Source organism: Streptomyces sp. NPDC003011 (assembly GCF_053591515.1).
The window spans coordinates 143574-161828 of the sequence record NZ_JBSFTY010000003.1; the positions used below are offsets into that span (position 1 = coordinate 143574).

18 protein-coding genes and 1 pseudogene are annotated in these 18255 nt (G+C 72.8%); 6 read left to right on the top strand and 13 right to left on the bottom strand.

What is annotated here, in order from left to right; genetic code table 11:
• Positions 1 to 5: 5 nt before the first annotated feature.
• The 5 genes from ACWD0J_RS02830 to ACWD0J_RS02850 all read left to right on the top strand — a co-directional run bounded on the left by ACWD0J_RS02830 (position 6) and on the right by ACWD0J_RS02850 (position 6349).
• Complete coding sequence (locus ACWD0J_RS02830) at positions 6 to 815, top strand: thioesterase II family protein (protein WP_451493923.1); 810 nt, start codon at positions 6 to 8, stop codon at positions 813 to 815.
• Entirely contained in the window at positions 812 to 1027 is a 216-nt protein-coding gene (locus tag ACWD0J_RS02835; RefSeq protein WP_451493924.1) for an MbtH family protein, read from the top strand. Before ACWD0J_RS02830 ends, ACWD0J_RS02835 begins: the two co-directional genes overlap by 4 nt.
• Before the next feature lie 83 nt (positions 1028 to 1110).
• Positions 1111 to 4404 (top strand): non-ribosomal peptide synthetase, encoded by a 3294-nt coding sequence (locus ACWD0J_RS02840; RefSeq protein WP_451493925.1) that lies wholly within the window; start codon positions 1111 to 1113, stop codon positions 4402 to 4404.
• The gene (locus ACWD0J_RS02845) at positions 4401 to 5678 is read left to right on the top strand and encodes an allantoate amidohydrolase (protein WP_451493926.1); all 1278 of its coding nucleotides are present in this window, start codon (positions 4401 to 4403) and stop codon (positions 5676 to 5678) included. The genes ACWD0J_RS02840 and ACWD0J_RS02845 overlap by 4 nt, the downstream gene beginning before the upstream one ends.
• Before the next feature lie 83 nt (positions 5679 to 5761).
• Complete coding sequence (locus ACWD0J_RS02850; RefSeq protein WP_451493927.1) at positions 5762 to 6349, top strand: LOG family protein; 588 nt, start codon at positions 5762 to 5764, stop codon at positions 6347 to 6349.
• 70 nt (positions 6350 to 6419) lie between these two features.
• Here the strand turns inward: ACWD0J_RS02850 and ACWD0J_RS02855 are convergent, their stop codons facing one another.
• A complete protein-coding gene (locus ACWD0J_RS02855) occupies positions 6420 to 7136 on the bottom strand; it encodes an HAD family hydrolase (protein WP_451493928.1) in 717 nt (238 codons plus the stop codon).
• Positions 7133 to 8413, bottom strand: a complete 1281-nt coding sequence (locus tag ACWD0J_RS02860) for an MFS transporter (RefSeq protein ID WP_451493929.1) — start codon at positions 8411 to 8413, stop codon at positions 7133 to 7135. The genes ACWD0J_RS02855 and ACWD0J_RS02860 overlap by 4 nt, the downstream gene beginning before the upstream one ends.
• A 52-nt stretch (positions 8414 to 8465) precedes the next feature.
• On the opposite strand from ACWD0J_RS02860, the gene ACWD0J_RS02865 reads away from it, so the two are divergent.
• Positions 8466 to 9392, top strand: a complete 927-nt coding sequence (locus tag ACWD0J_RS02865; protein ID WP_451493930.1) for a PfkB family carbohydrate kinase — start codon at positions 8466 to 8468, stop codon at positions 9390 to 9392.
• On the opposite strand, the gene ACWD0J_RS02870 is transcribed toward ACWD0J_RS02865, so the two are convergent.
• The 11 genes and pseudogenes from ACWD0J_RS02870 to ACWD0J_RS02920 form a co-directional block, all read right to left on the bottom strand.
• Positions 9340 to 9846 (bottom strand): NUDIX domain-containing protein, encoded by a 507-nt coding sequence (locus tag ACWD0J_RS02870; RefSeq protein WP_451493931.1) that lies wholly within the window; start codon positions 9844 to 9846, stop codon positions 9340 to 9342. The genes ACWD0J_RS02865 and ACWD0J_RS02870 overlap by 53 nt on opposite strands.
• A gap of 40 nt (positions 9847 to 9886) precedes the next feature.
• The gene (locus ACWD0J_RS02875; protein WP_451493932.1) at positions 9887 to 11155 is read right to left on the bottom strand and encodes a UbiD family decarboxylase; all 1269 of its coding nucleotides are present in this window, start codon (positions 11153 to 11155) and stop codon (positions 9887 to 9889) included.
• Entirely contained in the window at positions 11152 to 11736 is a 585-nt protein-coding gene (locus ACWD0J_RS02880) for a phosphoribosyltransferase (RefSeq protein ID WP_451493933.1), read from the bottom strand. Before ACWD0J_RS02880 ends, ACWD0J_RS02875 begins: the two co-directional genes overlap by 4 nt.
• A complete protein-coding gene (locus tag ACWD0J_RS02885) occupies positions 11733 to 12890 on the bottom strand; it encodes an IMP dehydrogenase (protein ID WP_451493934.1) in 1158 nt (385 codons plus the stop codon). The genes ACWD0J_RS02880 and ACWD0J_RS02885 overlap by 4 nt, the downstream gene beginning before the upstream one ends.
• Positions 12891 to 12904: 14 nt before the next feature.
• Entirely contained in the window at positions 12905 to 13504 is a 600-nt protein-coding gene (gene folE / locus ACWD0J_RS02890) for a GTP cyclohydrolase I (RefSeq protein WP_451493935.1), read from the bottom strand.
• Positions 13505 to 14116: pseudogene (locus tag ACWD0J_RS02895) on the bottom strand (7-carboxy-7-deazaguanine synthase QueE); the annotation flags it as partial.
• Between the two features lie 208 nt (positions 14117 to 14324).
• Positions 14325 to 14702: a 6-pyruvoyl trahydropterin synthase family protein gene (locus ACWD0J_RS02900; protein WP_451493936.1), complete on the bottom strand. Its 378-nt coding sequence runs from the start codon at positions 14700 to 14702 to the stop codon at positions 14325 to 14327.
• A gap of 155 nt (positions 14703 to 14857) precedes the next feature.
• A complete protein-coding gene (locus ACWD0J_RS02905) occupies positions 14858 to 15034 on the bottom strand; it encodes a (2Fe-2S)-binding protein (RefSeq protein WP_451493937.1) in 177 nt (58 codons plus the stop codon).
• Positions 15031 to 16359 carry an aminotransferase class III-fold pyridoxal phosphate-dependent enzyme gene (locus tag ACWD0J_RS02910; RefSeq protein ID WP_451493938.1) on the bottom strand — a complete coding sequence of 443 codons (1329 nt, stop codon included), beginning with the start codon at positions 16357 to 16359 and terminating at the stop codon, positions 15031 to 15033. The genes ACWD0J_RS02905 and ACWD0J_RS02910 overlap by 4 nt, the downstream gene beginning before the upstream one ends.
• Positions 16356 to 17324: a nucleoside-diphosphate kinase gene (locus tag ACWD0J_RS02915; RefSeq protein ID WP_451493939.1), complete on the bottom strand. Its 969-nt coding sequence runs from the start codon at positions 17322 to 17324 to the stop codon at positions 16356 to 16358. Before ACWD0J_RS02915 ends, ACWD0J_RS02910 begins: the two co-directional genes overlap by 4 nt.
• A 5-nt stretch (positions 17325 to 17329) precedes the next feature.
• Positions 17330 to 18232: a formyltransferase family protein gene (locus ACWD0J_RS02920; RefSeq protein WP_451493940.1), complete on the bottom strand. Its 903-nt coding sequence runs from the start codon at positions 18230 to 18232 to the stop codon at positions 17330 to 17332.
• Positions 18233 to 18255 lie beyond the last annotated feature (23 nt).

Genomic DNA, 18255 nt, shown 5'->3' on the forward strand with positions numbered 1-18255 from the left:
CACACGTGAACGAAACCGCTGTATCCCGGTCGGCGCCCGCCGTGCGCGCCGGCGGCTGGATCGTCGCGCCGCCGCGGCGGACGGTGCCCGCACTCCGGCTGTTCTGCCTCCCGTACGCGGCCGGAGCCGCCTCGGTCTACGCCGGCTGGTGCGGCACCCTCGGCGAGCAGATCGAGGTCTGCCCGGTCGAGTACCCCGGCCGCCAGACCCGCTGGCGGGAGAGCCCGCACACGCGACTGGCACCGCTCGTGGACGCGCTGTCCTCGGCGCTGACCGGCGAACTCGACGTCCCCTACGCGCTGTTCGGCCACAGCATGGGCTCGCTCGTCGCCTTCGAGCTGGCCCGGGAGCTGCGCCGGCGCGGTGCGGGCGAACCGCACGCGCTGTTCGTCTCCGGCGGGCGGGCACCCCGGCTGCGCCACGAGCAGCCGCGGATCCACGACCAGCCGGACGAGGCCGTGACCGACCGGCTGCGCCGCCTGGGCGGCCTGCCCGACGAGGTCTACGACGAGCCGGAACTCCTCGATCTGCTGATGCCCGCCATCCGCGCCGACTTCGGCGTCTGCGAGACGTACACGTACCGCCCCGAAGCCCCGCTGACCTGCCCGGTCGTCGCCTTCGCCGGAACCGAGGACCGCGAGGTGCCGGCCGAGCGCATGGCGCCTTGGGCCGAGGAGACCACCGGCCCGTTCGTCCGGTACGTGCTGCCCGGCGACCACTTCTTCCTGCGCCCCGCTCAGACCGCGCTGCTGGACACCGTCCGCGCCGCCCTGACCCCCTGCCCGACCCCGCACGCCCGACGGGAGCACCGATGAGCGCCCACACCACCCCTGCGGCCTCCTACAAGGTCGTCCTCAACGACGAGGAGCAGTACTCCATCTGGCCCCTGCCGCGCGCCAACCCGTCCGGGTGGCGCGACGAGGGCACCACCGGCACGCGTGAGGAGTGCCTCGACCGCATCGAGGCCGTGTGGACGGACCTGCGGCCTCGCGGCGTCCGCCGGCGGGCCTCCGCCGCCGTGGCGTGAGCGGACCCGCCCGCGGTGCCGGGCCGGCCCGGCACGCCCTCCGCAGCAGTCCAAGCGAACACGAAAGGTCAGCGACTTCCGTCATGAACAACTGGACCCTCGCGCCGGACGGCGCCCGGGATCGCACGGGGCCCCCGGCCCCGGAGACCGGCCCCGCGCCCGGAGACCGCCCCGGCTGCGACGAGGACGAGGCCGCCGTCGTGGACGCCTACCCTCTGACCGTCCTGCAGACCGGCATGGTCTTCCACCAGGAGCTCGATCCGCGGGCCCTGCCCTACCACAATGTCCACAGCCTCGTCGTCCACGCGCCCCTCGACCCGGCCCTGCTGCGCCGCGCCGTCCAGGACGTCGCCGAGCGGCACCCGGTGCTGCGCACCGGCTTCGACCTCAGCGACCGCGAGGAGCCGCAGCAACTGGTCCACAAGGATGTCGAACTGCCCCTGCGATACGCGGACCTGCGCGGCATCGCGCCCGAGAGGCAGGAGCGCGTGCTGCGCGAGCTGGCGGCGGCGGAGCGCGGTCGGCCCTTCGACGTCACACGTCCGCCGCTGGTGCGCCTGTTCGTCCACCGGCTCACCGCCGACACCTTCCGCTGGACGCAGACCGAGCACCACGCGCTCCTCGACGGCCCGGGCCGGACCGCCTTCCGCACCGAGGTGCTCGACCGCTACCACCGTCTGCTCGACGACCCGCGGGCGCCGAAGGAGCCCGCCCTCACCGCCGCCTTCCGGGAGTTCGTCGACCTCGAACGCCACACCGACGCCTGCGAGGAGGTCCAGCGCTTCTGGGCCGACGCCCTCGCCGGCTGCGAGCCCTGCACCCTGCCGCACCGCCCCGAGCAGCACCCCGCGGCCCCGCACGGCACGATCGAGTGCGAGGTCCCCGAGGAGACCGTCGAGCGCCTGCGCGCCACCGCCGGGCAGCTGGGCGTACCGCTGCGCAGCCTCCTCCTGGCGGCCCACGCCAAGGCCATCGGCGTCGCCACCGGCCGCGCGGCCGTCATCACCGGCGTCGTCACCGACGGTCGCCCCGAGGGCACGGACGGCACCGGCGCGCTCGGCATGTACGCCAACGTCACCCCGCTGCGGGCGGACCTGACCGGCTCCACCTGGGGCCGGCTGGTGCGCCAGGTGCACGACACCGAGGAGGCGGCCCGGCCGCACCGCCGCTACCCGCTGGCCGGCATCCAGTGGGACCTGGAGGCCGGCGAACTCTTCGACCACGTCGTCGACTTCGCCCCGTACGAGCCGGACACCGTACTGCGGTCCGAACCGACCAGCCACGCCCTGTCGACCACCTTCCTGCACACCCGGCAGGGGGGCCTGCGGCTCCGCCTCGACCACGCCACCGACCGGCTCTGCCGGGAGCAGGCCGAGGACATCCGCGACGGCTACCTCACGGTCCTCGGCGCACTGCCCGACACCGACGCCCGCCACGAGCACCTCTGCCCGCTGACCGGACCCGCCTACCGGCGGATGCTGAAGGAGTGGAACGGACCGGACCGCCCCTACCCGGTGGACCGCTGCGTGCACGAGCTGTTCGAGGAGCAGGTGCGCCGGGTCCCGGACGCCCTCGCGGTGACCGACGGCACCACCGAGCTGAGCTACGCGGAGCTGAACCGGCGGGCCAACCGTCTCGCCCGGCGGCTCGTGCGGCAGGGCGTCGGCCCGGAGACCGTGGTCGCCGTACTGGCCGGACGCACCACCGAACTCGTCGTGCTCCTGCTGGCCGTCCTCAAGGCCGGCGGCGCCTACCTGCCGCTGGAGCCGCAGTACCCGGCCGAGCGACTGCGGTACCTCCTGGAGGACTCCGGCGCCCGACTGGTACTGGCCGAGGAGCGGTTCGCGCAGCGCCTCCCGGAGGGGCCGTGGACGGTGTGGCACACCGCGCGGGCGGCCGAGGAAGCAGCCGCCCTGCCCGACGGCGACCTCGGCCCCACCAGCGCCCCGGACAACTTGATGTACGTCATCTACACCTCGGGCTCCACGGGGCTGCCCAAGGGCGTCCTGGTGCCGCACTTCGGCGTCGTCAACTACCTGGGCTGGTGCAAGGAGGGCTACGCCGCGCGCGGTCACGGCGGAGCACCGGTCTTCTCCTCCATCGCCTTCGACATGATCGTCCCCAATCTGTACACGCCGCTGCTGACCGGCGAGCGGCTGTGCATGCTGGACGACTCGCTGGACTCGGTGGCGCTGGCCGACCGGCTGGACGAGCTGGCCCCGTTCACCTTCATCAAGATGACACCCGGCCACCTCGACCTGCTGGACCAGCTGCTGCCGCCCGAGCGGGCCCGGCGCCTGGCCACCACGCTCGCGGTGGGCGCGGACGCCTTCCCCACCCGGATCCTCGACTCCTGGCGGCGCAAGGACCGCGAGAGCGTGGTCCTCAACGAGTACGGTCCCACCGAGGCGTCGGTGGGCAACACGGTCCACGTCGTCGACGGACCGGTCACCGCGGAGCAGGTGCCCATCGGCCGGGCCATCCCCAACACGACCATGTACGTGCTGGACCACGCCCTGAACCCGGTGCCACTGGGCGTCACCGGCGAGCTCTACATCGGCGGCGACTGCGTGGTCCGCGGCTACGCGAACCGGCCCCGGCTGACCGCCGACCGTTTCATGCCGGACCCGTTCGGCGCGGCTCCGGGCGCCCGCATGTACCGCACCGGGGACCTGGGCCGCTGGCTGCCCGGCGGCGCCCTGGAATTCCTGGGACGCGACGACGACCAGCTGAAGGTGAACGGATACCGCGTCGAACTCGGAGAGATCGAGGCCGCTCTCGTCGCGCACCCGGCGGTCAAGCAGTCCGTCGCGGCGGTGATCGGCCGGGACCAGAAGGTCCCGCGCCTGGTCGGCTACTACATGTCCGACGAGGACATTCCCGAGCAGGAGGTGCTCGCCCACCTCGCCGAGCGGCTGCCGGCGTACATGGTGCCAAGCATCGTGACGCGCATCGCCACACTGCCGCTCAACGCCAACGGCAAGGTCGACCGCAAGGCCCTGCCCACCCCGCGCGCCCTCGCCGCGGACGCGTACGACGACCGTGCGATGCCGCGCGGCGAACGGGAACGGACCATCGCCGCCGCCTGGCAGGACCTGCTCTACCTCGACCGGGTCTGGCGCACCGACGACTTCGTGTCGCTGGGCGGCAACTCGCTGCTGGCCCTGCAGGTGGTCTTCCGGCTGCGCCGGCAGGGCGTCGAGGTGAGTCTCGCCGACGTCATGCGCCCGGTGACACTCGCGGACCTGGCGGCGGGCGCCGCCCTGGCGCACCCCGCCACGCACGACGGCTCCAACGGCTTCAACGGCCCCGACGGCCCCGACGGACCGAATGGCTCGGTCAGTCACGACGGCTCTGAGAGTGAGGGAAAGCGATGACCAGGAACCTGGTTGCCTCGCCGCCCGCCCCCGGCCTGCCGGTCCTTGCGATCGACGCGGCCCGGCTGCTGGGCCGGATCGAGAAGTTCGCGAGCATCGGCCGCGTCGCCGCCGGAGGCATCGACCGCGAGGGGTTCAGCGACGCGGACCGCGAGGCGCGGGCCGAACTGATCCGTGAGGCCGAGGCCGCCGGCCTCACCGCCGGCGTGGACGCCGCCGGGAACATCCTGATGCGCAGGCCCGAGGGGGCCGCGTGTACCGAGCGGCCGACGCTGCTCATCGGTTCGCACCTCGACACCGTGGTCAACGGCGGCCGCCTGGACGGCACATACGGCGTGCTCGCCGCGCTGGAAGTACTGCAGACCGTGTTCGAGGCGGGTGTCGATCCGGCCCACGAGCCGGTCGCCGTCGCCTTCGCCAACGAGGAGGGCGCCCGCTTCCCGCAGCCGTTCTGGGGCTCGAAGGTGCTGGCCGGCCGCCTGGCCGAGCTGCCCGACGAGCCGCTGGCCCACGACGGAACGCCCCTGCGGGACGCGCTCGCCCGGGCCGGCGGCGACCTCGACGCGCTCGAAACCGCCGTCTGGCCGAAGGGATCCGTCGCCGCGTACCTCGAACTCCACGTGGAGCAGGGGCCGGTGCTGGAGAGCAGCGGCGACCCCATCGGCGTGGTGACCGGCATCACCGGGCGCACCGTGCTGACGGTCGTGGTGCGCGGCGAGGCGGGACACGCCGGCACCACCCCCATGGAGATGCGGCGCGACCCGCTGGCCGCCGCGGCCCGCATCCTGCTGGCGGTCGAAGGGCTGGCCAAGGAGCAGCAGCTGTGCCGCGTGGCGACGGTCGGGCGGCTCGACATCCGCCCGAACTCGCCCAACACCATCGCCAAGGAGGTGCAGCTGACGGTCGATCTGCGGGACGGCAACCCGGTCCGGCTGGAACTGGCGGAGCAGGCCGTGCGCAATCTGGTGGCCACGGTCGCCCAGGAGCGCCGCCTGGAGATCGACGTGGAGGTGGGCACCAGGACCGAACCGGCGCAGGCGGACCGCACCCTGCGGGACGCGATCGCCGACAGCGCCGCCGAACTCGGCCACCGCTACCAGCTGCTGCCCAGCGGCGCCGGCCACGACGCGCAGATCGTGGCGGACATCGCCCCGATGGGCATGATCTTCGTCCCGAGCATCGGCGGGGTGAGCCATGTGCCCGAGGAGGACACGAAGAGCGGCGACCTCGTCGCCGGAGCGGACGTGCTGCTGCGCACCGCGCTGCGCCTGTGACCGGCGAAGACGCCGCCACGCGGCGGCCAGGGACCCACGCCTGTCCGGATACGACGGAACCGTCCCCCTCCAGGAGAAGACCAGTGACCCCTGCACCTTCCGCACGCAAGAACATCGGCGTGTTCTGCGGCTCGCGCTCCGGCCGCCACCCGGAACACACGCAGGCGGCCACCGAGCTGGGCCGTGAACTGGCCGCCCGGGACGCCGGGCTGGTCTACGGCGCCGGTGGTGCCGGCATCATGGGAGGCGTGTCGAGCGCGGCCCTGGCGGGCGGTGCGACGGTGACCGGAGTGATCCCGCACGCGCTGCACGAGCGGGAGCGGCTCGACAGCGCCTGCGGCGAGATCTTCGTGGTGGGCGGCATGCACGAGCGCAAGGCCCTGATGTACCGGATGTCGGACGCCTTCGTCGTGCTGCCCGGCGGATACGGCACGCTCGACGAGCTGATGGAGGTGGCCACCTGGAACCAGCTCGGCTACCACGACAAGCCCATCGCCCTCGTCGACGTCCGGGGCTTCTTCGACCCGTTGGTCGCCCTGTTCGACCGGATGCTGGAAGAGGGTTTCCTCTCGGCCCGCGACCGCGCCCTGATCCGGGTGGTCCCCGACGCGCGCACCGCGCTGGACGCGGTCGGTGTGCCGACGCGCATGGAGGTGCCGGCCGGCGTCTGACACGGTGATGTCCGTCGCGGTCCGGACGGGACCGCGACGGACATCGACCGGCTTCAGAGAATTCCCGCATTCACCGCTCGGACCGGTTCCATTCGTCCACCACGGTCAATACGTCCTTCAGCGTTGTGACCACCGCGTCCGGGACCGCGTCCCGCGTGCCCCATTCCTGTTTCGGAATGCTGCTGTGCGGCACCAGAATGGTCCGCATCCCGGCCTGCTGCGCCCCGTACACGTCCTCGAAGGCCCGGTCCCCGACGAATGCGCAGGCCCTCGCCGACGCCGCGCCCAGCTTCGCCATCATCGCCGCGAAGATGTCCGGGTGCGGCTTGGTCCACGCCACCTCGCTGGAGTAGACGGTGGCGTCGACATGGCCGAGCACACCGTCCCGCTCGAAGATCTCGTCGTGCCAGCCGGCCGGCCACAGGGTGTTGGAGAGGACGCCGATGCCCAGGCCCCGCTCGCGCAGCCCCTGCAGCATCTCCGGGGCCTGCGGGTCGATCAGGGTGTGTGCCTCCCAGGCCCGCCGGTAGGCCGACAGGGCCCGTGGTGTGGGCGTCACCCCGGCGCGTTCGAAGACCTCGTCGAGCCGGGCCGAGTACTGCGTCTCGCGGCAGCGCGCCATCAGCTCCCCCTCCGCCCGCAGCAGCCTCTCGCCCACCTCGGGCGCCTCCCGCGCGCCGACCCCGTCCAGCGAGGCCGCGGTCTGCTGCCAGATGCCCGGCAGGTCCACCGTGTGCCACGGCGTGAGGGTGCCCGCCCAGTCGAAGATCACGTACTCGACGGTCATACCGCCTCCTTCACGTTCGTGTTCCCGTGCGCCGGCTGCCGCACGGCGATCTGCAACAGCACCAGGCCCGCCACGCACACCGCCAGCAGACAGGGGCCCACGACCCACCAGCCGTCGACCGCCGTCACCGCGAGCCCCACCAGAGGCGGTGTGGCCAGTGCGCCGATACTTCCCAGCTGCGCCACCAGGCCGTTGGCGGCACCGAGGTCGGAGGTGGCACGCACGGCCAGCGGCACCGCCGCGAACACCGTGGCCACCACCAGTTCGTTGGCGAGCGCGACGACCAGCGCGCTGCCCAGCGACAGCCCGAGTCCCCCCGTCCCGGCGAAGGCGGCGAACGCCCCCGCCGGCATCAGCAGCGCGACCAGGAACAGATACGTCACCCCGACGCCCCGCACCAGCAGCCAGCTCGCCAGGAACCCACCCGCCACCCCGGCCAGCGACACCACCCCGGTGAGCGTGCCGGCCGACTCGGTGGACAGGCCGAACTCCTCGTGCAGATACGTGGGGTAGAGGGTGACGCAGGCGACGATCGACCCGCTGATCGTCGCGAACCCGGCGGCCAGCGAGAAGGGAGGCGCGAGCCGGCGCACCCGCGCCGCCCGGTCCGGGCTCCCCGGTCCCGTCGCGTCCGTCCGCGCCGCCGCCGGCACCGCCGGCAGCCGAGTGGCACCCGCCGCGACCACCAGCGTCGCCGCCGCGGCCACCGTCAGCCACCCCCGCCAGTCGAGCCACGCGGACAGCACCCCGCCCGCGAAGGAGCCGAGCGCCAGACCCACCGGCATGAACGTCCCCCAGATCGCCAGCGCGCCGGTCAGCCGCCTCCCGTCGCCCAGCGCGAACAGCATGACCGGGGCGACGATCACCACGACGACGTACCCCACGCTCTCCGCCAGCCGGCCGCCCAGCATCGCGCCGAAGCTGTCGGTCCGGGCGCAGAACAGTCCGGCGAGACCCATCACCACGAGCCCGGCGACCAGCATGTGGTGCGGCGGCAGCGGCCGGAGCAGATAGCTGACGAACAGACCCAGTACGGCGGCGACCGCGGTGACCAGCGAGGTGAGCAGCGCCACCTGGGCCAGGGAAAGAGAGAGGTCCGCGCGCAGCGCCACAGATATCGGCGTCATTTTCCCCATACTTGTGGCGGCGAAGACACCGGCCAGATAAATTAGGCAGAACTTCCACCGGAACGCGCGACTCTCGCGCCTCTGAGTGAGTTCTTCCGAGCCCGATTCGAATCCCTCGCCTCCACTGGCGACTTCGGTCTCCTCTGCCATCAGTTGCTTTCCTCTCTCTTCGATCTCCGGGGGTCATTCCGTGGAGTGCGACGTGCTCGTGCTGGGCTCGCTCGTGATGGACCGCAAGTACTTCGCCGCCGGCACGCTGGGCGGGGCCGAACTCTGGGGCCTGCAGCGGCACTACGGCGGCGTCGGCCGCAACGTCGGGGTCAACGCGGCCCGGCTCGGCGCCCGTGCGGTCTTCGCCGGCCTGTCCGGGTTCGGGCAGGACGCCGCGGACATCGAGGCGGAGCTGACCGGCCTCGGCGTCGGACTCCATGTGCTGCGCACCGCCGACGGGACAGGCCGCTTCGACGTCCTGCTCGACGCGGAGGGAGGGCAGATCACCTCCCGCATAGCGCTGCCCGACCCGGCCGCCGCCAAGGCCCTGGCCGGACCCGCCCTGGCCGGGACCGTCGCGGCGGCGAAGGCCGTGGTCGCCGAGGGCGGGCTCGACGAGGACCTGCTCACCTGGGTGTCGCGGGAGGCCAGGAACAACGGGACACCGATGTGCTGTCTGCCCACCCGGCAACAGGACTTCGGCCCGCGCGCCCATCTGCTGCCGCTGTACGACGTGCTGCTGCTCAACGTCCGTGAGGCCGAGGCTCTCACCGGACGGCGGGCCACCCCGGCCGAGCAGGCGCAGCACCTGCTCGGGCTCGGGCCCCGCGTCGTCGTGGTGACCGCGGGCGCGGCCGGCGCCACCGTCGCCTCCGCCGGGCAGCCCGCGCCGCTGACCCTGCCCGCCGAGGCCGGGACCTGCGCCGACGACACCGGGGCCGGCGACGCCCTGGCGTCCGCGTTCGTCGTCCACCTCGTACGGGGTGCGAGCCCCAGGGCGGCATTGGCCCTGGGGCTGCGTGCGGCGCGGCTGACGATCGGCTGCCGACAGAGCACCTGCCGGACCCTGGCTGCGGATCCGGCGCTCACGGCGCACCGCACCGGGCGGTGGACGCCACCCGGTGCGCGTGCATCGTGATGCCGTCCGCGGCCAGCGCCCGGGCAATGGTCTGCTCGTCGTAGGAGGCCAGCCCGGCGTCGGTGAGGATCTGCAGATCCGTGGAGTGCATGTCGATCTCACCGATCCGGGCCTGCCGGATCGCGCCCACGTTGTCCCCGGCGAATCCGGGCCGCAGCGCGTAGGCGCCGTCGGCCAGGAAGGCGAACATCAGCAGGTGATAGCCCCCCTGCTCCCAGACGCCGGTGAACTCGTAGACGGCGAACAGCGAACAGGACCGCACGGCGATCCCGGTCTCCTCGCGCGCCTCCCGCAGCGCCGCCGCCTCCGCCGGCTCGCCCGGCTCGATGCCGCCCCCGGGCAGCAGCCAGTTGTTCGCGTACGGCCCCTTGAGCTGGCGGATGAAGGTCACGGTGGCGTCCGGCCCCGGGATCACCATCAGGGCGGCGGGCAGCGCTCGTGCGAATCGGTCCATCGTCGTGCAGTCCTCGCTCGGTGCGGTGTCGGTGCGTGGTTCAGTACTCGGTCGGCCAGCCGTCCGGCGGGATCACCAGGGCCAGCCCGATCCGTTCCCCCTCCACCCGGCCCTTGCGATAGTAGGGCTCGGTCCGGGTGGTGAAGCCGTAAGTGGCCAGTGCCTGACCCGGGTTGGCGAGGTCGGGACCGCAGATGACCACCTTGGAGCGTACGTCGAAGGCCATCGCCTCGCGTACCAGTTCCTGGCTCGGCGCGTCCGTCTCGATGTACGCCACGAACTCGCCCCGCGCCCTGACCGAGTAGTGCACCGACCTGATCGGATACCCGAGGCCCTGCAGATGGGCGTACATCAGGTACTCGTTCTGGAAGCTCATCAGGGTCAGCCCCGACCGGGCTCCTGCCACGATCGTCGGCCACGGCGCGCCCGGTGTGGCGGACACCCCGGTGACGGTGAGGACGTTGCTGCGCCGCGCCTCGGCGTAGTAGCCCTTGAACTCGCCGAACGGCCCCTCGACCTCGTCCCGCTCCTCGACGAACCCGGTCACGACGTGGGTGGCGTCGTCCGGCACCGGCGGAAATCCGCCCACGCCCAGCGAGCGGCCGAGGAGCCGCGCCGCGATCTCGTAGTCGTCGCCCTCGGCCGGCAGCCGCGAGGCGGCCACCACGGTCAGCGCCGGGTCGGCGCCGAGGAACAGCGAGATCGGCATGGGACGGCCGGTCTCCAGCCAGGCGAGCAGATTGCGGTGCCCGTCGGTGCGCGGGTCCAGGAAGATCCGCGCCTCGTCGGGGCCGACCACCTGGGTGCGGTAGAAGCCCAGGTTGACGCCGCTGCCGTCGGGCCGCGTGGTCACGCCGACCCCGGCCGTGATGTACGGCCCCGCGTCGGCGGGCCGGTGCTGGAGGATCGGCAGGTCGTCCAGCAGTCCGGGCGACTCCCGCCGCGCCACGGCGGGCCGGGCGGCGGTGCCGGGTGGCGGGACGGGCCCGGCGAGCCGCCGGGACATCTCCGCGAGGTGCTTCTCCTCCGTCGTGTCCAGCGCGGCCAGGAGCACCTCCCTCGGATACGGGTGGCACAGCACCCGGGACCCCGGCCGCTCGGCGATGTCCGTGAACACCACCGTCGGCCGGGCCCCGTGCTCCTTCTCGATCCCGGCGAGCGTCTGCGCCACCTCGACGCGGCTGCTGATCCGCCGGCCGTACGTGTACAGGTCGACGGCGTCGTAGCAGCCGGGCAGCCCGAGCGTGGCGGCGTCCGCCGCCCGGGCCAGCCCACTGCCCGGGAAGCCGCCGCCCGGTCGGCGGCTCACCGGCGCACCCGTGCCGTGGCCGGGAACGGACGGCAGTCGTCCGTGGCCTCCCGGGCCGTCTCCCACGGGAAGACGATCCAGTCGTCGACGACCGCCGGGCAGTGATCGGGCTCGTAGCCGCTGCGGTGGTTGCGTACGACCGCGGCGAACCGCACGTCCTGCCGGGCGACCCCGGCGTCGGCCAGGAACGCCAGGACCGTGTCGGCGGTGGCGCCCGTGCCCACGATGTCGTCGACGACCAGCACCTTGTCGCCGGGGCCCAGTCCGACGGGCGCCGAGCCGTCGACGACGGGCCGCTGCTTGGCGGCGTACCGGCTGTCGTCGGCCGTTCGGCGCACCCGCACGGTGTGCATCACCGGCACATCCAGCGCGCAGGTCAGATACCCGCCCGCCGCGAGGCCGCCGCGGGCCACGGCGAGCACGGCGTCCGGCACGAAGCCGGCGGCCCGCACCTCGTCCGCGATGTCCTCCAGCAGTTGCCCGAAGGTCGCCATGTCGAGCAGGTAGGGACCCTGCCGGGTCCACATACCGGGCCGCTCGCCCGCCACGGCGTCCTCAGCGGCGGCCTGTGTCCCGCTCATCCCGCCACCGCCTTCGCGGCATGGTCGGTGTCGATCTGCACCGAGCGTTCGCGTGCATGCGGCACGTTCTCCGCGCGGCCCGCGGCGGTCACCCGGATGAACTCGGCCTGCGCGCGGAAGGCGTCCAGGTCGCGGGCGCCCGAGTAGCTCATCGCGGACTGCACGCCGCCGACCAGCTGCCGCAGCGTACGGGCCAGTGACCCGGAGGCCGGGAAGGTCGCCTCGACGCCCTCCGGCACGTAGTCGTCCAGCTCCTCCCGGGTGACCGTGCCACCGGCCGCCCTGCGCAGGGTGAGCTCCATGCCGAGCGAGACGAAGCCGTTGCTGACCCGGTAGTGGCGGCCGTCCCGCTCCACCGGGGTGGCCTCGCTCTCGTCGGCGCCCGCGAGCGCCGAGCCCAGCATCACCGCGTGCGCCCCGGCCGCGAGGGCCTTGGCGATGTCACCGGCCTGCCGGATGCCGCCGTCGGCGATGATCGTCACCCCGGCCTCCGCGGCCGCGTCGGCACAGTCCATGACGGCGGTCAGCTGCGGCACGCCGGTGCCCGCGACCAGCCGGGTGGTGCACACACCGCCCGGCCCGATCCCCACCTTCACCGACTGGGCACCGGCCGCCGCCAGGTCCCGCACGCCCTCCGCCGTGGCCACGTTGCCCGCGATGAGCGGGGTGCCGGGGTACGCGGAGCGCAGTTCCTTGACGGTGTCGATGACCGGGTCGCTGTGCCCGTGCGCGACATCCACCAGCAGGATGTCCGCGCCGTGCGCGACCAGTTGGGCCGCGCGCTCACGCCAGTCGCCGGTGACGCCGACGGCCGCACCGGCCAGCAGCCGCCCCGCGGCGTCGAGGGTGGCACTGTCGCCCTGCTCGCCGTCCACCTGTACGGCCTTGACCGCGTCCAGCTGGGCGACCTGCTGCTCGACGGTCTGCATCCGGTGCAGGATGCCGAGGCCGCCCCGCCGCGCCATCGCCGCCGCCATCCGGTCGCCGGTGCACCACTGGGTGTTGGCCGAGACGACGGGCACCCTCAGGGTCAGCCCGGGCAGCAGCTCGCTGCGGGTGTCGGCCTGCCGCCTGCTGGTCAGCGAGGTGCGCCGGGGCACGAACAGGACGTCGTCGAAGCTCAGTCCGGTCCGCCGGGGTTCGGAGATCCGCATGCCGTGTCCTCTCCTCAGCAGGTGCGGTCGTTGGTGAGCGCGATGAGCTCGCTGCGCAGCGCGGCGTCCTGGAGCGCGCCCCGCCACACGGCGGTCGTCATGGTGGCGGGCGTACGGATGCCGCGCATCGCCATGCACAGGTGCTCGCCGCGGCCGACGACCGCCACGTCGGGGGAGCCGGTGAGCCGCTCGATGTCGTCGGCGATCTGCTGCGACAGCTGCTCCTGCGACTGCAGCTTGTGGGCGTGCTGGTGCGCGATCCGGGCGAACTTGCTGAGGCCCAGCATCTTCTGCCGCGGCAGGTAGCCGATGGTGATCCGGCAGGAGAACGGCAGCAGGTGGTGCTCGCACAGCGACCACACGTTGATGCCGGAGACGGCGACCAGGCTGCCGGTCGCCGTGGTCTCGAAGAGGGTGTCCACGGTCCCGGGGTCGTACCCGGTGAACTCGCGCCACCAGCGCGCGTATCGGGCCGGCGTCTCCTGGAGCCCCTCACGGTCCGGATCCTCGCCGATCGCCACCAGCAGTTGGCGGGCGATCAACTCCAACGGGTCTCTGTCCTCCCCTTCCAGCAGTGCCAGGTCCTCGGTCAACACTTCGATGCTGCTGCTCACTCAGACACCCCGCTTGTTTCCCCACACGTTGACATGCAGTCGTCCGGACAGATTCCACTTGCGTGCCGTCACTTCCTCGACGAGCGCGCGCATGCCCGAGTCGATCTCCTCGGGGGACTGCCCCCTGGGCATGACCCACACGTTCTTGAGATCGAACCGGCGCACCAGTTCATCGACCTCCGCCAGATCGGCGGTGTCGCCGCACACGAACTTGAAGGAGACGCCGCGTAGTTGGGCGAACCGCCGCAGAGCCTGCGGAACGATGCGCCGGTCCTCGGCGACCCCCGAGTGCGCGAGCTTCGGAGACACGTTGAACCGGGCCCCGGCCGCCACCAGCGCGTCGCGCGGCTCCACGGTGCCGTTGGTCTCGAACTCGACCGCCACCCGGTGTTCCCCGAGGGCTTGGATCACGGGCAGTACCCGGTCCTGCTGGCTGAGCGGTTCACCGCCCGAGATCACGATCAGGTCGACACCGAAGCCGAGCAGCCGCTCGGTGACCTCGGTGACGGTCAGCGCGTGCAGCTCGTCCGCCGCACGGTAGGCGATGCCGGTGTCCGACTCGCCCTTCCAGTCCCACGTGTACGGTGTGTCGCACCAGCGGCAGGTCAGATTGCAGCCGCCGAGACGGAGGAACGCACACGACCTTCCGGTGGAAGGCCCTTCGCCCTGTACGGCGCTAGGTGGGTCCGAACATCTCGTTCACCACGAGTTTCGGAACCGCCATCTTCACCACCCCCTTGAGCCCGACCGGGCTCGTCGACCGGAACGGTGTCCGGGTGATCGTCTGGGAACTCGTGCGGTGACCCGGTCGCGTACGCGGTCAGTCGGCGGGGCCGGCGGGCCGGTACGTCGCCCAGGTCCTGGGCGTTTCGGAGACCCGTACGGCGGTCAGCTCCGGGAAGTCCGCAGCCCACGTCCGGTAGATCCACATGGCAAGGTGCTCGGCCGTCGGATTCACGTCGGGCAGCACGTCGTTGAGATGCCGGTGATCGACGGTGTCGTCGAGCCACTTCTTGACGACGCCCAGTTCGCCGTAGTCGCGTACGAAGCCGGCTTCGGCCAACCGGTCGGGGTGTCCGCTCAGTTCGAGCAGCACCACGTAGTTGTGGCCGTGCAGTCGGCCGCACTGGTGGTCCGGTGGAAGGCCGGCCAGTCGGTGGCTCGCGGAGAAGTGGAACTCCTTGGTGATGGACAGCACGGTCCGGTCCTCTCTCCCGTGGTGCTCGGATGGTGTCGAGTGCCTGCACAGATCCTGAGGGCTGCGAGGGTCCGGTGTCATGAGGTGCCGGTGGCCGCTGGCGGCCATGACCGCCAGTGGCCAGACGCGACCGGCGGGCCGCTCGCGCGGGCCGGTCACTCCAGGAGTTCCTCGAGGTCGGTCAGGCAGTCTCCGCAGCCCGTGTTGGCGGCGGTGGCCTGTCGCAGGGCGGGCACGTCGCGGATGCCCGAGGCCCGGGCGGCCAGGATGACGCTCTCCGGGACGCGTGCGCACAGGCAGACCAGCGGGTCCTCGGGCAGGCGCGACATCATGCGTCGCTCCCCGCGGTCTCGCCCAGCAGGGTCAGGGCGCGGTCGAGGACGTCCGTCATGACGTCCAGATCACTGTCCGCGATGACCAGCGGGGGATGGATGTTGATCACGTCCGGGGCCATTCCGGTCGAGGCGACGACGAGCCCGGTCCGCGGGTCGGCCGACAGGCACAGCCGCCGCAGCGCGGGAGCGTGGTCACCGGTCAGCACGAGGCGGGCGGTGCCGCCGAAGGCCTGGCAGTCCCTCACCAGGTCCGGATGGGCGGCCTGGAGCCGCTTCAGTCGGTCCGTCAGCCGGGCCGCGAGCCCCGCCATGTCCGCGGCCGGCTCCGCCCAGGCGTCCCAGCGGTCCAGGACCGCCCGCGTGACCCCCAGGGCGTGCGGGATGCCGATGTAGGTCGAGGAGTGGCTGCCGGGCCGGTACGTCTGGGGAGCCGCGAGCGGTTCACGTGCCCACACGGCACTCAGGGCCGCCGCGCCGTTGGTGAGGGCCTTGCTGGCGACGACCACGTCGGGGGTGACCCCCGAGCGCTGGAAGCCCCAGCGCGGGCCGGTCCTGTGCATGCCGGTGAATATCTCGTCGGCGATGACCACCGCACCGTTGGCGCGCGCATGGTCCACCGCCGCCCGCAGCAGCGTGTGATCGGGCTCGGCCATGCCGCCCACGTTCTGCACGGACTCGAAGACGAAGGCACTCACCTTGCGGGAGAAGCCCGCGCCACCGACGCCGGAGAGCTCGGAGCCCCACCGGGTGGCCGCGGCGACGCATCCCTTCCCGCAGGCCGGGGCCGACACCGCGGCGTGCGGGCAGCGGCTGCAGTCGGGGCTGGGCAGCCGGACCACTTCGAGCCCCCACGCCGCGAGCAGTTCGCGGTACCGGGGACTGGAACTGAGCATGCTGGTCACTCCGGACCTGCCGTGGAACGCGCCCTCGAACACCACGACCGTGCCCGGCCCGACGGCGCTGAACGCGATGCGCAGGGCGGTCTCCATGCCCTGGGCGCCGCCGAGGTCCAACTCGACGCGGCCCGGGGCCCCGACGGCGTCACCGAAGAGCCGCTCCAGCCGCCGCAGCACGTCCAGCCGCAGGTCGGACTCGCAGAAGGACGGCAGCGCCGGCAGGTCCTCGCAGTAGGCGAGGGCGTCACGCAGGATCTGCTTGTCGTAGCCCCAGGCGACGGTGCCGTTGGCGGCCTCGGCGTCGAGATAGCGGCGCCCGTCGGCGGCCTGGAGGTAGCACCCCTCGGCGCGTACGAAGCGCGGCACGTGCTCGGCGCGGTAGATGAGGTTGCCCGCTCCGGCGAACGGGGGGACGGCGGTGCTCATGCGTAGGTCACCTCTCTGGTCGCCTCGTCCGCCGGCGCGGGGCGCCAGGCCTCGGCGGTCGCGGTGGCGATGATCGGCAGGACCCCCGCTTCGTTGCAGTCGATCCAGCTGGTGAGGACGGTCAGGACGTCCCAGCGGCCGCCGCCGTCGGGAAGGGGGGCGTGACGCAGCACGCCGAGCCAGTCCTCGACGCGTCCGGGCTGCGGCCGGTCGCGGGCGCAGTCGCCCCACGGTCCGCTCCGCCCGGCCAGGCGGCGGATGCTGGCGGCGACGTCCAGGTCGTGCGCGGGGATCTCGGCCGCCAGCTCTGCGAGCAGCGTCGTCACTGTCCTCTCAGGGTCGGCGCCGCTGTCCGCCGCGGTGCCGAACAGCGGACCCGCGCACCAGTCCCAGCCCGTCTGGTACGAGAAGAGCTGCAACTCCCGCATCACGTCCGCGGGTTCGTCGGCGGTGTGCATGAAGTTGAACAGGCCGTTGACCCGGCCGATCCTGGTGCGCAGGTCGGTGCCGCGTGCGGCCGAGGGATCCGCCGAACCCTTGGCCGCGGTCAGCCGGACGCTGGCGGGCAGCCACGCCGGCCGGTCGCGGTCCTCGAGCAGCACGAGCAGGCTGCGGCCCGAGGACAGCAACGGGTCCACCACGGCGATGCGCTGCGCGGAGGCGGCGTTGAACTGGTAGCGCCACAGTTCGCGGACGAGCAGCGGGTCGAAGCGCACGGTGGTCGCCGCGACCGGATGCCAGCCCCGCGACCGCAGGAGGCCGAGGATCCGTTCGCCGCGCCGTCCGGCCACGGCGTCGGGCTTCAGCACGACGAAGGTGTGACGGTCGGGCACCTGCGGGTCGCGCATCGGGGCCAGCGAGGTGAGCGCTTCGCGCATGTAGGGGTCGCGGCGGTAGGCCTCGGCCTTGTCGGCATCGCGTGTCAGCGGATCCAGGGCTCGGGCGTCGATCGCGGTGTACGTCACCTGCTTCACATCCCCTCGCGTGTGTCGGCCGCGGTCAGTCGTCTGCCGCCCAGCGGCGTGGCGACGCCGTCGACCAGGACGACCCGGCTGCCGTCGGGGTGCGTGCTCGCGGACAGGGCGAGTGAGCCGGAGGCGAAGGCGCGTACGGTCCACTCCAGGCAGGGGCGGTCGCTGAGGCGCTTCTGTTCCCGTTCCTGTGCCGCGGGGCCCGTGCCGGCCCGAACGGGGACGGGCGGGCCCTGGCACAGCACGGCTCCGCCGTCGTGGCTCTCGTCGACGAGGAAGCAGGAGGTCCGGGTGGTGCTGTGCCCGAGGTCCATCGCCACGGCCACCGGGTCGTTGCCGGTCAGCGCCCGGCGGTGCGTGTCGTCGAGCACCGCGAGGTCCCCGGGGTGCTGATTGATCATCCGGCCGTGGTAGCGGGTGAGCAGGTCGCCCTCGATCCAGCGGTGGTACGCCAGCACGACGAGGTCCAGTGGACCGTTGTCCGTCTCCCAGGCGGCGATCCGGGCGTCGAGCCCGTCGTGCCACTGCCGGGCACGGCGCCGGTACGCGGCACGTTCGGCGGGGCCGGTCGCCCGTGAGGCCGTTCCGCAGTGTGCGTCGAAGTCGCCCGGCCAGGCTTCGATTCCGTGCTCCCGGGCCACGTCCAGTGCTGCGGACCGGGTGCCGTGCGAGGCGACGAGGGCGACCTCGTAGCGGGCCGGCTCCGCGCGCCGCATGTCGATCAGTGTGCGCAGATTGGCGCCGGTGGCCGAGACGAGGACACCGATCCGCAGCGGTGCGCCGGAGCCGGCCCGGCCCAGGGGAAGCGGAGCGGGGCCGGTGTCCTTCGTGACGTTGGTGTCCGTCACGTAAGCGGTGTCCGTCACGTGAGCGGCGTCCGGCACGTAAGCGGCGTCCGTCACGCGACTGGTGTCCTTCATGAGGC